Consider the following 19,571-nt stretch of genomic DNA (forward strand, 5'->3'; position numbering starts at 1 on the left):
TGAACGACAGGAGGTGGCCCCATGCGTCGTTTCATGTTTGCAGTTGCTCTGTGGTTTGCAGTGGTCGCGCCTGCATGGGCTCAAAACGCCGAGATCGAGGCGAACATCAAGGCGCAGATCAGGGCGTTCGAGGCGGATGATTTCGCGACGGCCTTTACCTTTGCAAGCCCGAATATTCAGCAGTTCTTTCGCACGCCCGAAAACTTTGGCGCGATGGTCAGGAATGGCTACCCCATGGTCTGGCGACCGTCCGATGTGCGATTTCTGGAATTGCGCGAAATCGCAGGCGCGCTTTGGCAGAAAGTCATGGTCATCGACGGGGCAGGGCAGGTTCATCTTTTGGATTACCAGATGATCGAACTGGAAAACGGCTGGAGGATCAATGCAGTGCAGATCCTTGGCGTTTCGGACCCGGCGGCCTGACGCAACACCACCGTCACGATGATATGAGCACCGGTTAATCCCTTTCAGATACCCAAAAGCCCGCGTTCGGGAATGGCCCGGACCCGGCCAACGACGTGCGTCGGCATGCGGGTGCCGCGCAACTGCGAAAGGGATTTTTTTATGAACAAGGCAATCACCGATGGCATCGTTTTCATGCCACCTGCGTTTGTGAACGGGCTGGATGTATGGTCAAGCGGCGACGGGACCGCCGGTTCGCCCAGTTATCAGGGATCAGGTATCGGAATTTTTGCCCCTTCCGATTCTCATTTCGGCGGTTGTCTGGAGCTGATCAAGGTCAGTGCAACCCAGCAGCTGCGTTACATGGGGCAGACACCTTTGCTGCCGGGGTGTTACCTGCGGGTGACTGCGCGTGTGAAGGCGGTCAGCGGGCCATTGCCGGTTGTACGGATTGCAGGTTGGGCCGGCGGTGCGGGTGATGCTCATGTCGCCGGTCTGATCGAAAAAGGCCCGGCGATTCAGCTTACGAACTACGGTGAGGTGACCGAGGTGACCGCGATTGTCGGCACGGGGTATCGGCCTGGCGTTGATATGTCGTGGGGTACTCAGGCCCTTTACGGACATTTCGGTCTGAACCTCGAAGGGCCGAATGGCTCGGTTGTGCGGGTGGATGACATCCAGATCACGGATGTCACCAAAGTGTTTTTGCGCGATATGCTCGGTGTTGTCGATGTGCGCGACTTTGGCGCGGTCGGTGATGGCGTGGCCGACGATTCGGCTGCTTTCGAGGCAGCGGATCAGGCCGCCAACGGTCGCCGTGTCTTTGTCTCGAAGGGGACATACTTTCTGGGCGAAACGACAAGCATCAATTCGGAAATCGAGTTTGAAGGCACGGTTACGATGCCTGCGGACAAGATTTTTCTTTTGACCAAAAGTTTCGATCTTCCCACTTATGTCGCGGCATTCGGCGACGAGTCACTGGCCTTTCGCAAGGCCTTTCAGGCATTGCTGAACAATTCGGATCACGAATCGCTTGATATGGGCGGGCTCAAGATCGCGGTCAGCGAACCGATCGATATGCAGGCGGCGGTTCCGAACAAAACCAGCTATGCCACCCGTCGGGTGATCCGCAACGGCCAACTGGATGCCCAGGACAGCAACAGTTGGAATACGGTTTTCTATTCTTCGGTCGCAACCTATCAACCGAGCGATCCCTACAAGCTGAAAAATGTGGCCAATATCGCGAATATCCCGGTTGGCTCATTGCTGCGCGGCAGCGGTGTCGGGCGCGAAATTTATGTCCGCTCCAAGAACGAAGGCGCAGGTGAGATTACGCTGAGCGGGCGGCTGTTTGGTGGGGGCGGCACGCAGAGCTATGAATTTCGTAACCAGAAATATCTGCTGGATTTCAAGGGTTTCAGTTCGCTTCAGAAATTCGGCATGGAGGGTGTAGAGTTTCAGTGCAATGGCCGTTGCAGCGCCATCCGTCTGGCCCCCTCTGGCTCAACCTTTTCGCTGAAGGATTGCTTTATCAGCCGGCCAAAGAACCGTGGGATCACTTCGATCGGAAGTGGGTGTCAGGGTATGCTGATCGACGGGTGCCAGTTTTTGTCGTCGGAGGACGCCAAGCCGGTGCCGGACCGCACCACCATTGCCCTGAACGCCAATGCCAACGATATCAAGCTGCGTCACAACCGGGCCACCCGGTTCCGCCATTTTGCAGTGCTGGGCGGGGCCAACAACATGGTTCTGGGCAATCACTTCTTTCAGGGCGATTCCGTGGCAAATGGCGTACGAACGGCCGGTCTGGTCATGATCGGTACCTACAGCAGTTCGACCATCGCCGAGAATTATGTGGATAACTGCCATATCGAATGGACAAACGAGCGTGATCAGTTTCCGGACTTTACCACCGGATTTTCGTTCAGCGCCATGAGCATCACCGACAATATCTTTCTGTCCGGCGATGTGGCGCCGTGGTTCAGCTATATTGTGGTCCGTCCTTACGGGACCGGTCATTTCCTTAATGGTTTTTCGGTCACCGGAAACAAGTTCCGATCGATAAATGGGAAAATAACCCGGGCCGAACGGATCGATACCACGTATGCAGGGTTGGATTTGAACCGAACCACGCATGTGCAGTTCGAAGGCAACACCTATCACAACGTGACGCACAAAAGCGCCAACCCGCTGCGCGTGATCCACAGCCAGAACACTGCTGCGTTGAGTTGGACCGTTGGTTCGGAGGGAAATTTGCCGTTCGGCGCCCGCGCCAGAGGGTGCGACAGCGTTGTAGCCCATGGTCCACTTCGTAACGGGAACAACGCGGTCCGGTATGCGACACAATATGTGGACCTGCAGCAGGGCAGCAGTGGTGATCAGGTGCGTTTGAACTGGTCTGACGCCGTGAAGGGAAAGGTCTCCGTCACGATGCGGATCGATGTCTGACGCCTTTTTATTTCAGGTCGCCGGTAACGGCGGCCTGTTCCAGCGCGGGGTTTAAAACGCGCGCCAAAGAGCGAACTTCAGGCCGGTTCCCCTGCGGGCCGAGTTACGCTCCAGCCCCAGCACCCAGATGGTTTCAGAGGATTTCGGGCGGATCATCACCGACGGCCTGACGCTCCAGTAAAACGGTTTGTCGGAAACATGGGTCGTTTCGATTTGCAGAAGGGGATCCAGCCAGCGCTCGGACGTTACGCCAACCGTGAAATCCAGTTTGCGCGCCGTATTATCGTGTGAGCGGTATTCCAGCGCGGCGTCAACCGCGGCCCAGCCATTGCCCCAACCGCTCTGAAAGCCTTTGCCGTAGGACAACGTGGTTTTGTAAAGCGCCCAGGCCTTGTCCCGTTTGTGATAGGCACCAACGCCAAACTCGGCTGCCAGTCTGCCCGCATCGCCAAAATCCTTAACCGGAAACCGGGCAAAAATAAGAGCGTGGCCGTACAAATCCTGATGTTCCTCGGCATCCAGCCCGACCGTAAGCCAGGTCAGCGCGCCGTATTCAAAATAGGCGGAGGATTTGTATTTGTACTCTCCTGCATCTGTTTTGAACCCGGTTGCCGACAGCGCCCAAAACCCTTTGCCCTTGTCGCGCAGCCACGCACCGGCTTCGACAGGTGCCGGGACCATAAGTAGTAGGATTGCAAGCAAGCGGACCATGAACTTCCCTTCCGGGCGCAGCATCCGCAACCTTGGTTAACGCTTGGTTAGTCAGTTGGTAACTTCTGCGAAACATTTCGTTCCGGAAGTCGCTGGATTGCCAAGGGAAATTGAGAAAACGGAAAAATCTGTGTTAGGCTGGAGGAAGCAGGAGGAGTAGCCAGATGCCAAAAATCTCGAAAGACGCCAGCATTCAGACTGTGATCACCACCTTCGAAATGACACCGGGGACCTGTCAGGATTTGCTTGAGGCGCTGACAGACGCCTTCGAGAGCTTCATTTCAAAGCAACCCGGTTTCATTTCCGCAGGCCTGCATGTGAACGATGCACAGACCCGGATAGCCAATTATTCGCAATGGCAGCGGCGTGAGGATTTTCTGGCGATGCTGCGCACGCCCGAAATGCGTGATCGCAACCGCAAGATCAACGAACTGTGCAAAAGTTTCGAACCGGTGATGTACGACGTAGCGGAAACCTTTGGCTGAGACTGACCTGAATCAAGGCGTTTTCAACTATGCCGGAGCAGTCTGACCCTGACTGAAGCGGAGGCGCAAGCCATGTATCACAATATTCTTGTTCCGATTTCCTTCGATGCCGAAAGAGATACTTCCGGGCCGCTCAAACTGGCCGAGATGTTGGCAACACCCGGGGCGGCAATCACTTTGCTGCATGTTGTCGAACATATCCCCGACTATGCCATCTCATATATGCCTGCGGAGTATCTGACAGAGGCGCGCAAGGCGATACAGGTCGAACTGGACCGCCTTGCAGCCAATCTGCCGAACGCGGTGGGACTGGTCATCGAAGGGCATTCGGGCCGAACGATCCTCGACTGGGCGGAGGCAAACAAACCAGACTTGATCATCATGGCATCCCACCGGCCCGGAATGCAGGATTTGTTGCTTGGTTCGACCACGACGCACGTTGTCCGACACGCGCAGTGTGCCGTGCACGTGGTTCGATAGCCAAAAGCCTGAGATCGAAGGCTGGCCAGTCGGCCAGCCGCCGGATCAGTTCACACAGCAGAATGACCCGTGATCGGCGTCCTTCATCAGGCGGTCGAAATCTCCGCCCTTCATTTCAACCAGTGTTTTGTGGTCACCGGCCTCGAACCAGACCTTGTCCAGACCGGTCAGACTATCATCGATGATGGTTGGCACGTCATAGGCGGCCCCGACCGGTGGTGCCGCGCCCAGATCGCAATCGTCAAAGACGTCTTCCACTTCGGCCTCGGGCGCCAGGCCAATGCGGCGCGAAAGGATCGATTGCAGCGTTGTGAGGTCAAGCTTGTGGTTTGACGGCACTACTGCCAGCATCGGCCCTTCTTCCATGTGAATCAGGACGGATTTTGCCAGATGGTCACCCGGGACATGTGCCGCCTCGGCGCATTCGGCGGCTGTGGCGGCATAAGGGTGCCGGATCATGTCAAAGGGCAGCCCCTGAGCGTCGAGATGATGTTTGAGGCGCGCAGCTATGGTCATGGTGTCCTCCGTAACTCCATGGCGCCCGTCTGAGCAGTCGGCGCGACCCGGGCGCCGTTTGTGAACTAGAGATGCCAGTGTGCGCCCCTTGCCCGAGTCGGGCAAGCCCGCCGTCAGAAATCCTGTGGTGTCAGCCGGAATGCCTTGCCGAAGCCGCCATTGAGAAGCCCGTCGGAAACGTTGAAGCGGACAAAGCAGAAGTCGGTAAAATCAACATACAGCTTTGCCTTTGGCCGCAGCGATAGGTACCGGGTGCGCAAAATCCTGTGGTCTTCGGTCCCGTGGCCGATCAGCTCGGCCTTGCAATGCAGGGTCAGGCGCGGGTGTGTCAGCGGGTCGCCTTTTTCACCGGGTTCCCCGATCAGCAGGGCACAGTTTGGGTTGGCCTGCAGGGCGCGGGTGTGTTCGGCCAGAGATGAGATCAGTGACACCGGTTGGTTCCGGTCGTCGGTCGCGAGGGCAATCCGGGAAACCGATGGCAGCGATGACTGCGGCTGCGATACGGCGATGGCAGCGTGCGTTGCGGAAGAGATCAACTCGCGCGCAAGTGTACGGGCCGCATCGTCGGCGGGCTGAACTGGATCGTTCCTGGGCATGGTGACTCCGGCTTTTTGTAATCCGCGAATGGCAAAGCAAGTGATAAACACCTAGGCTGCCCGCGGCGAGGCTGAAATTGCCTGTCGATATGGAGTTGGATGTGCCCCTGAAATTTCTTGTATTCCTCGGTTCTGTCCGAGAAAGCACCCCTCCGCGCCCCCGCCCGTCTGGGTGAACGGGTCGCGCACGCCTGTCAGATACAGCTGACCGCCGCAGGGCATGAGGTCGAGCTTGTTGACCCGTTGCAGATTGATCTGCCGCGTCCGTTCAAACCTCATTTTTCCTATGCCAGTGGGCGCGCGTCGGATGGGCTGAACACGCTGGCGGACAAGATTTCCGACGCGGACGGGTACGTTATGGTCAGCCCGGAATACAACCATTCCATGTCCCCGGCGCTTGCGGATCTTCTGAATCATTTCGGCAGCTCGCTGTATTCCTACAAACCAAGCGCGATTGTCACCTATTCGGCCGGGCAATGGGGCGGTGTGCGCGCGGCGGTCAACATGCGTACATTCCTGAGCGAGTTGGGATGCCTGCCGGTTTCTGCAATGATCCATGTACCAAAGGCGCACGAAGTTTTTGCGACCGATGGCGGGTTTGCTGAACCGGTGGATGCGACACGATGGCACGGGTATATGGCGCGGACATTCGATCAGTTGGTCTGGTGGGCCGGGGCGGCATCCCGTCAGCGCGAGGTGGCATCTTATCCCGAAGCCTTCACGCGGGACCCCTCGCAGCGCAACGCACCCTGAAACCCGGTCGGTTTTTTGTCATGTCGCGGCCCTTTCATTGCCACATAGGATAATCATCTACGTTCCCATGATGCGCCGAAGAAAACCGGAACCGGAGAATAGTCCCAACCCCCGATCCGCCAGGCGGCGTGAACGGGCGGAGGCACTGCGCAAACATGCGTTGTCACCGGTTCGCATCCTGATGATGGTGCTGGTCTTGCCAATAACCACCGTTGTCATTGCATTGGGTGTTTACATGCGCACGACGTCTTACGAACCGACCGAAGCGGTGGCGCATCTTGTGGCGCTCGCGGGGTGCGACGCGGCGCGGGCCGTTGGGCTTGGGCCCGTACGCATGGGCGAGCCGGGATATCACCCCAGAAACGATCTGGACGGGGATGGCGTGGCTTGCGGATCTGCCCCGGCGGTGGCGCAACCGGCCCCAGCGGCGCAACAGGCCCCGGTTGCGGACAGCAGTAATGCCCCAAGCCAGCGAAAGGTCGGCAGCGCAAAATTCATCCGACCCTGAAAGCAGCGGATTCCGGGGCTGAAAGCAGCCGGTTACGTTCCGTTTTGAAAAGTGTTCGGCATCTCGCCCAGAACCTGCGCAACCAGTTCGGGCAAGTCGGCACTGTCGCTATATGAAGCCGTATGGGCAAGGTGCTCGACCGGGTTTTTCCGGTAACCTTCCGTGAACAGCAGAAACGGCACTTTGGCCCGTTGTGCGGTTTCGGCGTCTACCTCGCTGTCGCCAACGAAAAGGCGCGGCCCGTCCCCGAGGTGGTCGAACGCGGCGTGCAACGGTGCGGGATCGGGTTTGCGCCTTTCGAAGGTATCGCCGCCAATCACGACGTCGAAGAATTGCGCCAGTTCCAGCGCGTCCAATACGTGGCGGGCAGGGGCTTCGGGTTTGTTTGTGCAGAGCCCCAGTGAAAATCCCGCGCCCTGCAGCGTGACCAGAGACTCGCGCACGCCGGGATATGGAACCGTCAGATCGCTGGACCGCTTGTTGTAGTGATGCAGTGTCAGACGCGTCAGCTCGGCGTGTTGCCCCATGTCCATGTCGCAATGATTGATGACCTTTCCGACAAGATTCGGCAGACCGTTCCCGACGAATGAGCAAACTGTGCTCAGGGACAATGCATCGCGGTTCACCTCAGCAAGCATGCTGTTTACGGCCCCGGCAATGTCGGGAAGGCTATCCACCAAAGTGCCATCAAGGTCAAAAACAATTCTGGCAGTCATCTGTGAATCCCGGTCTGAGAAAACGGTCCTTGAACGGGGTAGCCGGTCGTGACGGGCTGCGCAACCGCATCTGTTTCAGAGTGAAAATATGGCCCCTTGACATACCTTACTATTTTAATCAGATTACGGGTGAGAAATATCAGCCACCCCAGAGTGCTCTGGGCCAGCCAGATCTGAACCCGATGATAAAAAACAAAAAGTCAGGATCTGATATGTCTGAGCGTACCAGCCGGGACGACGATCCGAGCGACAAGGCCCCTCGTGATTCAAGCTCTGGAGATGACCCCATGAATGCCCAGAACCCCACTCCGACCCAAGGTTATGCTGTCTCGATGCTTCCCGCGCACAAGGCTGAGGAACTGACCAAAGGCGGCAACCTCGCCCATATCGAACTGGGCGACCAGCTTTATACGCTGCGCATCACACGCGCGGGCAAACTGATCCTCACGAAATGAGCCGTCCAACACCTCGCGGCGGGGCGGCGGTTGGCCGTCTGGCCGATCTGAACCCTGTCGAGGCCGGCGCCGTTATGTACCTTCGCCTTTGGGGTGAAGGTGCCGGTGGTCGTGCCGATGCCGCCAGTGATTTCGATATCGCGCTGGGCGCGGATCAGGGGCGCGCCGCCATGATGACGCTGGAGCGCCTTTGCGCGCTTTGTGCGCAGCACGGTCGCCGTCCGCTTATCCGTCACGGATTGGGATGCGCCTGTCTTGGCGCGGACGAAAACTGTTTTGCCCAGATGATCGCAGCGGCGGCTGATGGCGAAAGGGAAGATGCGATGATGATGGCTTCGCTTATCGTCCGCCCGGATTTTGCACCCGCCCTGACGTCGTTGTCCGAGCAGCTGGGGCTGGCGCTGCGCCGCATGACGGCTGCCGTGCCAATGCCAACAACCGGGCATCAGACCCCTTCGTCGGTACTGCACTGATTACAGTGTAATAGCATCGGCGAGCGCAGAACCCCGGCATATCCCCGCCGGGGTTTTGCAGTTTCAGCAGCAGCCACACCCATGGTGGTGGTGTTCGTGATCACAGGCCGGGGCAGGAGTATAATCCCCGACTTCGGCCAGCACGTCGCGCAAGGCCCACAGGATCATGTCCACATCTTCGGCTTCGATGGTCAGCGGCGGGCGGATTTTCAGGATGTTGTCCTTTGGCCCTTCGCTGCCGATCAGGATTCGATGATCGCGCATCCTGTTCTTGACGAAACTGCAGATTTCGGTGCCTTCCGATCCGTCCGGGTTGATGAGTTCAACGCCAAGGAACAGACCCATGCCGCGCACATCACCAACGCAGGCAAAATCGGTTTCGATCCGGCGCAGCCCCTCGATCAGGTGTGTGCCCATGGCGCGGGCATTGTCCTGAAGGCCCTCGTCGTCGACGATATCCAGAACCTCTTTGCCGATACGGCATGACAGCGTCGAACCGCCGAAGGTGGAAAAGAACTCAATCCCGTTGTTGAAGCTATCGGCTATGGCGCGGGTTGTCACCAGAACGCCCAGCGGATGTCCGTTACCAATGGGTTTGCCCATCACCACGATATCGGGCAGCGCGCCTTGATGTTCGAAACCAAAATAATGCTCACCCAAGCGGCCAAGGCCCGTCTGCACTTCGTCCGCGATGCAGACCCCGCCCGCCGCGCGGATCTTTTCATAAACGGCTGGCAGGTACCCTTTGGGTGGGATGATCTGACCGCCGACCGAGGGGAACGTCTCGGCGATAAAGCCCGCAACGCCGTGACCCTTTTCCTGCAGTGCGGCAATTGCCGGATCGACAAGATTCGCGAATTTTGTGGCGCGGTCGGGATCGTCGCGCCGGAATGACCCGCGATAATCGTCCGCCACTTCGACCAGTTCCACCCAGTCCGCCTGCCCGACGCCACCCGGCTTGTTGAACTTGTAGGCCGAGATGTCGATCGCACCTGTGGTGTTGCCGTGATAGCCGTGATCCGGCGTCACCATGCCCCTTGCGCCGGTATGCGCCCGGGCCAGCCGCAAGGCCAGTTCGTTCGCCTCGGTGCCTGAGTTGACGAAAAAGCAGACCTCGAAATGATCGGGAAGCTTTGAAAGAACCTTTTCGGCAAAGGCCGTTTGCGCCGGATGCAGATAGCGGGTGTTCGAGTTCATCCGTTTTAGCTGATCTGCTGCAACCGCCTGAATCCGGGGATGGGCATGGCCCACATGCGGGACGTTGTTGTAGGCATCCAGATAGGGGCGGCCCCATTCGTCGAACAGATGATGCTTCCAGCCGCGCATCAGCATCACCGGATCGTCATAGGTCAGGCTGAGATTGCCGCCGAAATGGTCGTGCCGACCCTGCAGAATCTTTTGCTTGTCGGTCGGGCGATAGAACACCTTGTCATCCGGAAGGTTCAACAACGCCGCCGGATTGGGGCAGACGGCATGCCACAGATACATCTCGTCCGGGTCGCCAACGCCTGGCCAGTCGGCCTGCATCCCGTTGGTTGTCAGCGCCAGTTGGAAATGAACGTGCGGCGCCCAGCCGCCATTCTGGCTGGCGTCGCCAAGCCGCGCAAAAGCCGCCCCCTGCGCCACCGGATCGCCGGGTTTCAGCCTGCCGCAAATCTCGGGGTCCAAGTGACCGTAGAGCGTGTAAAACGGATCACCTTCGGGTGTTTCATGATGCAGGATCACCACGCCGCCGTAATCAAGGTGGCTGCTGCGATTCTCGACCACCTCGACCCGTCCGCTGAGCGGGGCATAAAGCGTGGTTCCCGCCGGGGCGAAAACGTCAACGGCCAGGTGAACGGTGCGTCGGTCCGAGGCTTTCCACGGCCCTTTGCGGAAACCGGGTTCGGCGTAGATCAGGCGTGGTTCACTGTAATAACCCAGCCAGGGGCCTTCGCCGAATTCTTCGCCCACGCGGGCGGCCTCATCCAGAGGCATGTGGAATGGATTCTGTGGCCAGGTCGAGTTTTCGACCGACAGCGACCCCATCGGCGCATCGGTCAGGTCCTGACCGAACATTTCAGCGAACTGGCCGCGATGTTCCGCAAGATAGGCGTGGATGCGCTCGGCGCCGTCGGTCACAGGCAGGCCACAGGCCGCGCGCAGACGGGCAGGCATCAGATCACCGTTGATCGATGCATACTCCAGCAGCCGCCACGCAGGCGCCTGACTGATGGTGACATAAGGGTCATCCGGGTTTTCGGTCGCCATCAAGGTCGAGTTCACAACAGAGACGGCAAGCCGCATCCGCAACAGCGGCCAGATCAGATCAACCTCCTGCGGGCGCAGGCGGTTGGCGGCGTGATATCCGCGCACCAGCGCGACCAGAGCGCGCTCGGGCTTAGGATGATCCAGTACGATATAGGCTCCGGCAATTGCCAGATCGCAGATGCGCGGGCCGGCACACATGTCCCCCAGATCGATCAGGCCGGAAATGCTCTGACGGTCGTTCAGCTCTCCCTCGACCAGAATGTTGTAGTCGTTGGCGTCGTTGTGGATGGCCTGTTTGGGCAGGTCCACCAACTGATCCGAGATGGCATCGAATTGCGCGGCGATCTCCTCCAGCAAAGCGCGCCGGGCCGGGTCTGCGATTGCGCCCAGCTTGCCAGAGATCCAGCCTGCCTGCGTCAGGTCCCATTTGAAATCCTCGCGGTGCAGGTTTGAGTGAGTGAACCGTTCCAGTGCCCTGTCGGTGGCGCCCAGAACCCGGCCCAGTTTCATGATCAGTTCATCGGTCTTTGGTGCGGCCTTTGCGTAGCAACGACCGGGCAGCCGTTCCTGCAGCCAGACTAGGCGCTGCTGGCCCTGTTCATCGGGTATCTCGGGCAACTGGACGCCTTTCAGGTCCGGCAGAACCTTGGGAAACGGCAGCCCCGGGGCCTCGGCCGCAATATATTCCAGAGTCTTCACCTGCAGGTCGACAAACCCGGCCTCGCAGCCAGCACGCATGACCTTCAGCACATAGTCCTGACCATTTTTGGCCTCGACCAGAAAGTTCAGGTCATATTCGCCGTCCAGTCGCGACAGCCGGGCCTCGAGCCCCCAATGTTGCCGCAGGGCAGCGGCCCAGAAATCCGTCATGTCACTCATCTGAATTGAGGTCCTTTAGTCCAGCGCCCGCAGCCGTTTGAACAGCGAGGACGTATCCCACCGCCCGCCGCCCAGTTTCTGAACGTCCTTGTAAAACTGATCGACCAGCGCGGTAACGGGCAGGGATGCGCCGCTTTCGTTGGCGGCGTCCAGACAGATACCCAGATCCTTGCGCATCCAGTCGACGGCGAAGCCATAGTCGAAATGATCGTCCAGCATCGTCTCGTGCCGGTTGACCATCTGCCAGCTGCCTGCGGCACCCTGGCTGATGACCTCGACCACCGCGCGCCCGTCCAGACCTGCCTTTTCCGCAAAATGTAGGGCTTCGCTGAGGCCCTGAACCAGTCCGGCGATGGCGATCTGGTTACACATCTTGGTCATTTGCCCGGCGCCGCTGTCGCCAATGCGGCGGCATATCTTGGAATAGACCTGCATCACCGGCTCGGCCTTGTCATAGGCATCCTGATCGCCGCCGCACATGATCGACAGGACGCCATTTTCGGCCCCTGCCTGCCCGCCCGATATCGGCGCGTCCACAAAAGAGATGCCCATGGTTTTGGCAGCATCATAAAGCTTGTTGGTCACCTTGGCCGAAACGGTGGTGTGATCGACAAATATGGCCCCACTGGACATGCCGTGAAACGCGCCACCATCGCCTGTGCAGACCATGCGCAGATCGTCGTCATTGCCGACACAAGCCATGACCAGTTCCGCCCCCTGCGCTGCCTCTGCCGGAGTGGCAGCCATCGACCCGCCATGCTGAGCAACCCAGGCTTCGGCCTTGGCGGCCGTGCGGTTGTAAACGGTAACCTCATGGCCCGCGGCCTGAAGGTGACCTGCCATGGGATATCCCATGACACCAAGGCCAAGGAACGCGACTTTTGCCATCTGGTGATCCTCTCTGCTGTCCAACCCGGCCGGGAAAGTTCAGCGGGCCGGAAATATCTGGCAGAGACAAAGCAAAGCTGAACCCAAAGGGCAACCCCGCGTCACGATTTGCTGCCCAGATCCTGCAGGATCGGGCAATCGGGCCGGTCGTCACCCGCGCAGGCGTCGACCAGATGACTCAGCGTGTCGCGCATGGCGTTCAGGTCGGCGATCTTGGCTTCGATCTGGGCCAGATGATCCCGCGCGACACGTTTCACGTCGGCGCTGGCGCGGGTTTCATCCTCGTATAGCGCCAGCAGGGTGCGGCAATCCTCGATCGTGAAGCCCAGAGCGCGGGCGCGTCCCAGAAAGTTCAGCTTGTGCAGATCCTGATCGCGGAACCGGCGGTACCCGTTGTCGTCGCGGAGCGGCCTGATCAGGCCGATATCCTCGTAATAGCGGATGGTTTTTGCGGGCAGACCGGTTCGTGTTGCGACATCTCCGATATTCATGAGTGCACCTCCTGAGCCGATACCGGCTGCGTGTCTTCAGGCATGCTGGGCCGTACCCGGCGCAGACGCAGGGCGTTCGAGACGACAAAGACACTCGACAGTGCCATGGCACCGGCTGCCAGCGCCGGGGACAGAAGGTGTTCGCCAAATGGATACAGCACGCCAGCCGCCACGGGGATCAGAAGGACATTGTAGCCGAAGGCCCAGCCCAGATTCTGACGGATGTTGCGCATGGTTCGGCGGCTGATTTCGACCGCGTTCACCACGCCACGCAGATCGCCCGACATCAGGACCACATCTGCCGTTTCGATGGCCACATCGGTTCCGGTGCCGATGGCCACCCCGATATCAGCTGCAGCCAAGGCCGGGGCATCGTTAATTCCGTCACCCACAAAGGCAAGCGTTCCATGGGCATCGCGCAGTGCCTCGATGGCGGCAACCTTGCCGTCCGGCAGAACCTCGGCAGTCACATGGTCGATGCCCAGTTTGGCGGCCAGCGCATTTGCCGTGCGGGCATTGTCGCCGGTGACCATGGCCAGGGTCAGACCCATGTCGTGCAACTGACCGATAGCTTCACGGGTGCCCGGTTTGACCGGATCGGAAACCGCAAGTGCGGCGGCGGGACTGCCATCTATGGCGACATAAAGCGGCGTCGCGCCTTCATCTGCCAGTTTAAGCGCTGCCGGTTCAAGCTGTGACAGATCGACACTTTCCTGAGACATGAGCCGTGCAGAACCGACCAGAATGTCACGACCATCGACACGCGCGCGTAGCCCAAGGCCGGTGAGCGATTCAAACTCCGTAGGTTTCGGCAAATCAGGCGGTCCAGCGCGGGTGATGGCGGCGGCAATCGGATGCTCTGACTGCGCCTCGGCGGCTGCGGCCAGGCGCAACACCTCGTCACGGGCAAATCCTCCTGTCGTGATTACATCGACCAGTTCGGGCCGGCCCAGCGTCAGTGTGCCAGTCTTGTCGAGCGCAACGACGCGCGCCTGCTGAAGCTGCTGCAAGGCATCGCCCTTGCGAAACAGAACCCCCAGCTCAGCCGCGCGCCCGGTCCCCACCATGATCGATGTTGGCGTGGCCAGTCCCATGGCGCAGGGGCAGGCGATTATCAAAACCGATACGCCCGCGACCAGCGCAATCGGCAGTGATGGTGACGGGCCGACAATCAGCCAGACAACAACCGTCAGGATCGCAACGGCAATCACCACCGGAACAAAGCGGTGTGTGATCCGGTCAACCAGTCCCTGAATTGGCAGTTTGGCCCCTTGCGCCTGTTCGACCATGCGAATGACCTGCGCCAGAACGGTATCCGCGCCCACGCGGGTGGCACGGACACGCAACGCGCCTGTTCCGTTCACGGTGCCGCCGACAACTTCGGATCCGGTCGTTTTGCTGACCGGAACCGGCTCGCCAGTGATCATGCTTTCATCGACATACGAGGTGCCGTCCAATACCTCTGCGTCCACGGGAACACGCTCGCCCGGGCGGATTTGCAGGATGTTTCCGGCAACAATCGAGGCTATCGGCAAATCAACCGTTTTACCGTCCTGTTCGACCCGTGCCGTTTTGGGCTGCAAACCGATCAGTTTGCGGATCGCCGATCCGGTTCTCCCTTTGGCGCGCGCTTCCATCAAGCGGCCCAGCAGGATGAGGACGACGATAACGGCAGCCGCTTCGAAATAGACGTTGGCGGTGCCTTGCGGCAAAACCTGCGGTGCAAAGGTTGCGACCACGGAATAGAAATAGGCGGCGGCCGTGCCTAGCGCGACCAGAGCGTTCATGTCCGGCGCCCCTCTCAGCAGCGAGGGGACGCCTTTGGCGTAAAACACCCGACCCGGACCAATCAAAAGGACTGAGGTCAGCGCGAACTGGATCAACTGGCTGGTCTGCGCGCCGATCGTGGCATGAACCCAGTGGTGGAACGCTGGGATCATGTGTCCGCCCATTTCAAGAATGAATACGGGCAAAGCCAAAGCGGCCGCTATTATCGTTGATCTGGTCAGGGATTTGATTTCCTGATCCTTTTGATCGTTGTGGGTCTGAGTGTCGCTGCCATCATCCATTGGCTGCGCCGGATAGCCGAGTTCCGTCGAAACCGCGGCAAGGGCGCCGGGATCGGTTGCGCCTTCGGCAAAAGTGACGCTCGCCCTTTCGGTCGCAAGATTCACGCTGGCATCGACGACACCCGGAACCGCCTTCAGTGCGCGTTCCAGCTTGGCCACGCATGAGGCGCAATTCATGCCATCGACCTTCAGAATAGTTTCCTGCGTGGCAGCCGGATATCCGACAGCATCCAGTGCATCGGTCAAGGCGCCGACCGGCCCAGCATAATCCACCTGAGCGGTCCCGGTTGCGAAATTGACGGACGCATCGGTAACGCCATCGACGTCGCGCAACGCGGTTTCAACGCGTGCAACACAGGACGCGCAGCCCATTCCGGTGATCTTGAGTTGTGTTGTCTGAGGTGTCATCCGAGTCGTCCTGATCTGGAACCTGACATTCAAATGGGGGTTCCAGTCACGGGAAGGTCAAGGGCGGATCACACTTTTTTCGTCAAGGCTCCGCGAATATTCCGCTCCATCAGTTGCTGGTACAGACGCGGAGACAGACGATTGATCAGCCAGGCAACAAAGGCCACCCTGCCGACCGGGATCGTGAACCTGCCGTGTTTGACGCCGTTCAGGATGGTGTCGGCAGCCTTTTGAGGCGTCATCGGGTCCATTCCGTCGGCAGCGGAGCCGGGGCGGGATGTTCCGTCAGCCTGCCGTCCGTCATTGTCCGGATTGGTGGCGACAAAAGACGGGCAGGCGATGTGAACGCTGACACCAAACGGCTTTTCCTCGGACCGCAGTGATTTGAAAAACCCCTCAAGCGCATGTTTTGACGCCGCATAAGCGGTGCGATGATAAAGCGGGGCGAAACCGGCAACCGATGAGATCGCCAGATGCGCCCCCTTGGATTTCCGTATCTCGGGCAGAAAGGCACGGGCCATGGCGATGGCCGCGAAATAGTTGATTTCGAATACCCGGCGATGGCTGGCCTCGTCCGACCTGTCAAACCCGCAAATCTGGGTAATACCGGCATTGTAGATCACCAGATCGACGCTGTCGCTTGCCGCCAGTACCATCTTTACGGCGTTTTCCAGTTGCCCGAGGTTAGTCAGATCACAGGCTATCGGAAACTGAGTTGAGGTTGGGTGCAGCCCGGTTACATCCAGATCCAACAGGACCACGCGCCAGCCGTCGCGCTGCAATGCTGCTGAAAGGGCCTGTCCCAATCCACCCGCACCCCCGGATATGACAGCAGTTTTCACAGGCCCGCCTGCTTTTTCCAAAGATCAAAGACCTCGGCGCTGGATTTCTCGGGCGTGTATCCGAATTCAGACTTCAGGGCGTCATTCGCCAGTACCGGCCGGTATTGCAGAAACCGAACCTGTTCAGGCCCATAGCGCGACAGCCCCAGCGGGCGTGCGACGGCAAGTGCGGCTTTGAGCATCCAGGGCGGGAGACGCAGTACCGGTTTGCCCAATGCGCTGGCAAGATCGGACACACCCAGCGCGCCGTCCCCCGCTACGTTGTAAATCCCGGCCGGACCATCGGTTGTTGCGCGTTTCAGGATACGGGCCAGATCGCGGGTCCAGATAAAGACAAACGGGCTTTCGCTGCCCGACACCGCCAGCAGGCGCGGTTTGTGAAACAGTGCGGTGATCTGGTTTTCGGTTCCTTCGCCCAGAACGGTTCCGACACGCAGAATGACCTGCTCCAGCCCGGGTGCAACCTTACGGGCTTCGGCCAACAACTCTTCGACCTGCCGCTTGTGATCGGAATAGGGAAACTCGGCGTTGCCACGCAGCGGATCGCACTCACGCAGGGGCACGCGGTTATCCGGGTGATAGCCATAGGCCGCTCCGGATGAGGTGACGACAAGTCGCCTGACCCCGTTGGCAATGGCCGCATTCACGACCTTTCGCGTACCTTCCACATCCACCGCAAACGCTGTCTGACGACCCATGTCTGGCGTCGGAGTCACAATCGAGGCCAGATGCACGATGACATCAGGTCGGACCTTGGCGATGACGCGGGCAGGCTCTGCCGTGGTGACGTCCATGCGCAAAAAACTCATGCCATCCGGCATGGGATCGGGACGGTGCAGGTCCGTCGCGAACACCTCGGCCCCTTCCAGTTCCGCAAGCAATGCGCGCCCCACCATTCCGGCGGCTCCGGTGATCAGGATGCGTGTCATCGGGCGGCCTCGGTCCGGGCCATGAGCGAAGCCAGCGCAATCCCGGAAATCGCGTGCCAGATGCCCCAGAATGCGGCGACGACGGCCATGCCCCCAAGCCCGTTGAAAAAGGCAAAGATCAGAACAAGGCCCAGCCCGGAATTCTGGATGCCGGTTTCGATCGTGACCGAGCGGCGATCATAGGGGGACAGCCGGGTCAGAGTGGCCACAACCCAGCCGCCCCCCAGAGCCAGCGCATTGTGAAGGATCACAAGCCCGGCAACGGCCCCGGCGAAGCTGAGGAAAAATCCCCAGTTTGCAGCCAGAGCGAGAATGATGAAGGCAACAAAAATACCCATCGACAGATATTGCAGCGGCTTGCGCAGACGCGCGGTCAATTCCTGGCGTCGCTGGTTCAGCGTTACGCCCAGAACCAGCGGCAGGATCAGCATCAGGCCCACGGTGATGGCGATCTGAACCGGATCGATTTCGGTGCGCTGCAGGATCGCGCGCGTTGGCGGATAAAGCCCGCCCCAAAGCGCAATGTTGGCGGGCGTCATGACAATTGCGCCTATCGTTGCAAAGGCTGTCATGGATACCGAAAGGGCGGCGTTTCCACCCGCCCTGTGCGTGATGAAGTTCGAGATGTTGCCGCCCGGACAGGCCGCCACAAGGATCAGCCCCAGCGCGATTGAGGGGCGCGGTTCCATCAGCCAGACCAGCGCAAAGGTCAAAACGGGTAGGACGATGAATTGCGATGCCAGCCCCACAATCACCGGCCTGGGGGCGCGGCGCAGGCGCTGAAAATCCTGCGGCGTCAGATCGATGGCGATGGAAAACATCACCACCGCCAGAATTGCGTTCAGCAGCATCATCGAGGCGGGACTGAAGTTCAGCGTGATTTCATCGATGCCGGTCATGGGGCGGCTTTCCTGAACCGCCTGATCCAGCCTGTGACCGCTTTCCGATAGGTTGCCTTATCCACGTAATAGGCCATGCGGGCGAGGTCGAGGTAGTTCATGCCTCCGGTGGCGCGCCCATAGTTTTCCTGTTTTTTGGCTTTCAGCTCAGCCGCTACCGGGCAGCCATTGCGAATACCCTTAATATAGCGCGCCACCATCTCGGCCTGCTCGTGCCGTCCCTGCCAGCCCAATCCGGTTGCTTCGATCATTCCGAGAATGAACAGATCATCCCTGTCTGGATGCATCGCGTTGAGGTACAGATGCGGTGCGTCCCCCTGCCAGTTCAACAGGTCGCGGTCGATGAACGGATAGTGCAGCTTGTACCCCGTGGCGGCGAGGATCATGTCGTAATCTTCGCTGCTGCCATCCCTGAAGTGGACCGTTTTGCCGTCCAGCCGTTCGATGTCGGGCTGGATGCGCAGATCGCCGTGTCCCGCGTGGTAGAGGACCAGTGAGTTCACGACAGGATGGCTTTCGTACAGTTTGTAGTCCGGCTTGGGAAAGCCGTACTTTTGCGGGTTCCCGACAAACCAGCCAAGGATCAGGCTGTCCACCTTGCGCTTGAGCCACATGGGCAGTTGAATCTTGCCGCCCATCGTATCGGCGGGTTTGCCGAACACGTATTTGGGCACGAAGTAATACCCGCGCCGCATGGACAGATCGCACCGTTTTGCGTGGTGAATGGCATCCACCGCGATGTCGCAGCCAGAATTGCCCGCACCTACGATCAGAACCCGCTTGCCGTCGAACTGACCGGGATAGCGGTATTGTGAGGCATGTATCAGGTCGCCGTCGAATGTGCCTTCAAATTCGGGCATGTTGGGTTCGGACAGCGTACCGTTGGCAATCAGCACACCCGCCAATTCAGCCTCGTGCACACCATCTGCGTCGCGCCATTTCACGCGCCAGCCATCACCCGGTGCGCCCAAAGGGGCGGTTTCGATGACTTCCGCGCCAAACTTGTAATGCTCGCGCAACCCGAAGCGCGTGGCGAAGTCGCGAAAATAATCCCTCATCGCCCGGTGTGACGGGTATTCGGCCACCGTGTCGCACATCGGAAAATCGGCGAACTCGGTCATCCGCTTGGATGAAATCAGGTGGGCCGTTTCGTACATCGTCGATTTGGGGGCGTCGATGTCCCACAATCCGCCCACATCGGAATGCAACTCGAAACCCTGAAACGGGATGCCCTGTTCCTTGAGCACCTTTGCCGCAGCCAGCCCCATAGGACCGGCCCCGATCAAGGCGAATGCCTCGCGCGTTTCCGTCATGAACTCTCCCCTGTTCGCGATGCTTAACTTGAACGATCGTTCAAAATAAGGCAAGATGAA

At 59.4% G+C, this 19,571-nt stretch carries 20 protein-coding genes; 8 read left to right on the top strand and 12 right to left on the bottom strand.

Annotated elements, in window-relative coordinates:
- Window positions 1-21 precede the first annotated feature (21 nt).
- Together ACR0NA_RS19570 and ACR0NA_RS19575 are read left to right on the top strand one after the other, a co-directional pair.
- Complete coding sequence (locus ACR0NA_RS19570; RefSeq protein WP_480731886.1) at window positions 22-423, top strand: DUF4864 domain-containing protein; 402 nt, start codon at window positions 22-24, stop codon at window positions 421-423.
- Window positions 424-564: 141 nt separating this feature from the next.
- Entirely contained in the window at window positions 565-2,850 is a 2,286-nt protein-coding gene (locus ACR0NA_RS19575) for a glycosyl hydrolase family 28-related protein (protein ID WP_480731888.1), read from the top strand.
- Between the two features lie 51 nt (window positions 2,851-2,901).
- Here the strand turns inward: ACR0NA_RS19575 and ACR0NA_RS19580 are convergent, their stop codons facing one another.
- A complete protein-coding gene (locus tag ACR0NA_RS19580; RefSeq protein WP_480731890.1) occupies window positions 2,902-3,561 on the bottom strand; it encodes a hypothetical protein in 660 nt (219 codons plus the stop codon).
- A gap of 164 nt (window positions 3,562-3,725) precedes the next feature.
- Here ACR0NA_RS19580 and ACR0NA_RS19585 point away from each other — a divergent pair, with 164 nt between their 5' ends.
- Entirely contained in the window at window positions 3,726-4,046 is a 321-nt protein-coding gene (locus tag ACR0NA_RS19585) for an antibiotic biosynthesis monooxygenase family protein (RefSeq protein WP_170651221.1), read from the top strand.
- 72 nt (window positions 4,047-4,118) lie between these two features.
- Window positions 4,119-4,526 (top strand): universal stress protein, encoded by a 408-nt coding sequence (locus tag ACR0NA_RS19590; RefSeq protein ID WP_170651220.1) that lies wholly within the window; start codon window positions 4,119-4,121, stop codon window positions 4,524-4,526.
- Between the two features lie 45 nt (window positions 4,527-4,571).
- On the opposite strand, the gene ACR0NA_RS19595 is transcribed toward ACR0NA_RS19590, so the two are convergent.
- Both ACR0NA_RS19595 and ACR0NA_RS19600 read right to left on the bottom strand, forming a co-directional pair.
- The gene (locus ACR0NA_RS19595; protein ID WP_170651219.1) at window positions 4,572-5,042 is read right to left on the bottom strand and encodes a YbaK/EbsC family protein; all 471 of its coding nucleotides are present in this window, start codon (window positions 5,040-5,042) and stop codon (window positions 4,572-4,574) included.
- A gap of 113 nt (window positions 5,043-5,155) precedes the next feature.
- Window positions 5,156-5,638, bottom strand: a complete 483-nt coding sequence (locus ACR0NA_RS19600) for a HugZ family pyridoxamine 5'-phosphate oxidase (protein WP_480731893.1) — start codon at window positions 5,636-5,638, stop codon at window positions 5,156-5,158.
- Between the two features lie 117 nt (window positions 5,639-5,755).
- Between ACR0NA_RS19600 and ACR0NA_RS19605 the strand changes: the two genes are divergently transcribed.
- Entirely contained in the window at window positions 5,756-6,391 is a 636-nt protein-coding gene (locus ACR0NA_RS19605; RefSeq protein WP_480731895.1) for an NADPH-dependent FMN reductase, read from the top strand.
- Between the two features lie 181 nt (window positions 6,392-6,572).
- Window positions 6,573-6,899, top strand: a complete 327-nt coding sequence (locus tag ACR0NA_RS19610) for an excalibur calcium-binding domain-containing protein (RefSeq protein WP_480731897.1) — start codon at window positions 6,573-6,575, stop codon at window positions 6,897-6,899.
- 32 nt (window positions 6,900-6,931) lie between these two features.
- Here the strand turns inward: ACR0NA_RS19610 and gph are convergent, their stop codons facing one another.
- Window positions 6,932-7,615 carry a phosphoglycolate phosphatase gene (gph, locus tag ACR0NA_RS19615; RefSeq protein ID WP_480731899.1) on the bottom strand — a complete coding sequence of 228 codons (684 nt, stop codon included), beginning with the start codon at window positions 7,613-7,615 and terminating at the stop codon, window positions 6,932-6,934.
- Window positions 7,616-7,902: 287 nt separating this feature from the next.
- Between gph and hemP the strand changes: the two genes are divergently transcribed.
- Window positions 7,903-8,070, top strand: coding sequence for a hemin uptake protein HemP (gene hemP, locus ACR0NA_RS19620; protein WP_170651215.1), 168 nt, complete (start codon window positions 7,903-7,905; stop codon window positions 8,068-8,070).
- Window positions 8,067-8,543 carry a hypothetical protein gene (locus ACR0NA_RS19625; RefSeq protein ID WP_480731901.1) on the top strand — a complete coding sequence of 159 codons (477 nt, stop codon included), beginning with the start codon at window positions 8,067-8,069 and terminating at the stop codon, window positions 8,541-8,543. The genes hemP and ACR0NA_RS19625 overlap by 4 nt, the downstream gene beginning before the upstream one ends.
- Window positions 8,544-8,606: 63 nt before the next feature.
- Here ACR0NA_RS19625 and ACR0NA_RS19630 read toward each other — a convergent pair whose 3' ends face one another.
- The 8 genes from ACR0NA_RS19630 to ACR0NA_RS19665 all read right to left on the bottom strand — a co-directional run bounded on the left by ACR0NA_RS19630 (window position 8,607) and on the right by ACR0NA_RS19665 (window position 19,511).
- Window positions 8,607-11,672, bottom strand: coding sequence for an aminotransferase class III-fold pyridoxal phosphate-dependent enzyme (locus tag ACR0NA_RS19630; protein WP_480731903.1), 3,066 nt, complete (start codon window positions 11,670-11,672; stop codon window positions 8,607-8,609).
- A gap of 15 nt (window positions 11,673-11,687) precedes the next feature.
- Window positions 11,688-12,560, bottom strand: a complete 873-nt coding sequence (locus ACR0NA_RS19635; protein ID WP_480731905.1) for an NAD(P)-dependent oxidoreductase — start codon at window positions 12,558-12,560, stop codon at window positions 11,688-11,690.
- 101 nt (window positions 12,561-12,661) lie between these two features.
- On the bottom strand, window positions 12,662-13,051 hold the full coding sequence (gene cueR / locus ACR0NA_RS19640; protein WP_480448426.1) for a Cu(I)-responsive transcriptional regulator: 390 nt from the start codon (window positions 13,049-13,051) through the stop codon (window positions 12,662-12,664).
- Window positions 13,048-15,528 carry a heavy metal translocating P-type ATPase gene (locus tag ACR0NA_RS19645; protein ID WP_480731908.1) on the bottom strand — a complete coding sequence of 827 codons (2,481 nt, stop codon included), beginning with the start codon at window positions 15,526-15,528 and terminating at the stop codon, window positions 13,048-13,050. The genes cueR and ACR0NA_RS19645 overlap by 4 nt, the downstream gene beginning before the upstream one ends.
- Before the next feature lie 68 nt (window positions 15,529-15,596).
- The gene (locus ACR0NA_RS19650) at window positions 15,597-16,370 is read right to left on the bottom strand and encodes an SDR family NAD(P)-dependent oxidoreductase (RefSeq protein ID WP_480731910.1); all 774 of its coding nucleotides are present in this window, start codon (window positions 16,368-16,370) and stop codon (window positions 15,597-15,599) included.
- Window positions 16,367-17,299: an SDR family oxidoreductase gene (locus ACR0NA_RS19655; protein ID WP_480731912.1), complete on the bottom strand. Its 933-nt coding sequence runs from the start codon at window positions 17,297-17,299 to the stop codon at window positions 16,367-16,369. Before ACR0NA_RS19655 ends, ACR0NA_RS19650 begins: the two co-directional genes overlap by 4 nt.
- Window positions 17,296-18,198, bottom strand: coding sequence for a bile acid:sodium symporter family protein (locus ACR0NA_RS19660; protein ID WP_480731915.1), 903 nt, complete (start codon window positions 18,196-18,198; stop codon window positions 17,296-17,298). Before ACR0NA_RS19660 ends, ACR0NA_RS19655 begins: the two co-directional genes overlap by 4 nt.
- On the bottom strand, window positions 18,195-19,511 hold the full coding sequence (locus ACR0NA_RS19665) for a flavin-containing monooxygenase (RefSeq protein WP_480731917.1): 1,317 nt from the start codon (window positions 19,509-19,511) through the stop codon (window positions 18,195-18,197). The genes ACR0NA_RS19660 and ACR0NA_RS19665 overlap by 4 nt, the downstream gene beginning before the upstream one ends.
- Window positions 19,512-19,571 lie beyond the last annotated feature (60 nt).

Source organism: Ruegeria sp. C11, assembly GCF_056537725.1.

Coding starts and splice junctions, on each gene's coding strand:
- ACR0NA_RS19570 (WP_480731886.1), top strand. CDS start 22: ATGCGTCGTTTCATGTTTGCAGTTGCTCTGTGGTTTGCAGTGGTCGCG.
- ACR0NA_RS19575 (WP_480731888.1), top strand. CDS start 565: ATGAACAAGGCAATCACCGATGGCATCGTTTTCATGCCACCTGCGTTT.
- ACR0NA_RS19580 (WP_480731890.1), bottom strand. CDS start 3,561: ATGGTCCGCTTGCTTGCAATCCTACTACTTATGGTCCCGGCACCTGTC.
- ACR0NA_RS19585 (WP_170651221.1), top strand. CDS start 3,726: ATGCCAAAAATCTCGAAAGACGCCAGCATTCAGACTGTGATCACCACC.
- ACR0NA_RS19590 (WP_170651220.1), top strand. CDS start 4,119: ATGTATCACAATATTCTTGTTCCGATTTCCTTCGATGCCGAAAGAGAT.
- ACR0NA_RS19595 (WP_170651219.1), bottom strand. CDS start 5,042: ATGACCATAGCTGCGCGCCTCAAACATCATCTCGACGCTCAGGGGCTG.
- ACR0NA_RS19600 (WP_480731893.1), bottom strand. CDS start 5,638: ATGCCCAGGAACGATCCAGTTCAGCCCGCCGACGATGCGGCCCGTACA.
- ACR0NA_RS19610 (WP_480731897.1), top strand. CDS start 6,573: ATGATGGTGCTGGTCTTGCCAATAACCACCGTTGTCATTGCATTGGGT.
- gph (WP_480731899.1), bottom strand. CDS start 7,615: ATGACTGCCAGAATTGTTTTTGACCTTGATGGCACTTTGGTGGATAGC.
- hemP (WP_170651215.1), top strand. CDS start 7,903: ATGAATGCCCAGAACCCCACTCCGACCCAAGGTTATGCTGTCTCGATG.
- ACR0NA_RS19625 (WP_480731901.1), top strand. CDS start 8,067: ATGAGCCGTCCAACACCTCGCGGCGGGGCGGCGGTTGGCCGTCTGGCC.
- ACR0NA_RS19630 (WP_480731903.1), bottom strand. CDS start 11,672: ATGAGTGACATGACGGATTTCTGGGCCGCTGCCCTGCGGCAACATTGG.
- ACR0NA_RS19635 (WP_480731905.1), bottom strand. CDS start 12,560: ATGGCAAAAGTCGCGTTCCTTGGCCTTGGTGTCATGGGATATCCCATG.
- cueR (WP_480448426.1), bottom strand. CDS start 13,051: ATGAATATCGGAGATGTCGCAACACGAACCGGTCTGCCCGCAAAAACC.
- ACR0NA_RS19645 (WP_480731908.1), bottom strand. CDS start 15,528: ATGACACCTCAGACAACACAACTCAAGATCACCGGAATGGGCTGCGCG.
- ACR0NA_RS19655 (WP_480731912.1), bottom strand. CDS start 17,299: ATGACACGCATCCTGATCACCGGAGCCGCCGGAATGGTGGGGCGCGCA.
- ACR0NA_RS19660 (WP_480731915.1), bottom strand. CDS start 18,198: ATGACCGGCATCGATGAAATCACGCTGAACTTCAGTCCCGCCTCGATG.
- ACR0NA_RS19665 (WP_480731917.1), bottom strand. CDS start 19,511: ATGACGGAAACGCGCGAGGCATTCGCCTTGATCGGGGCCGGTCCTATG.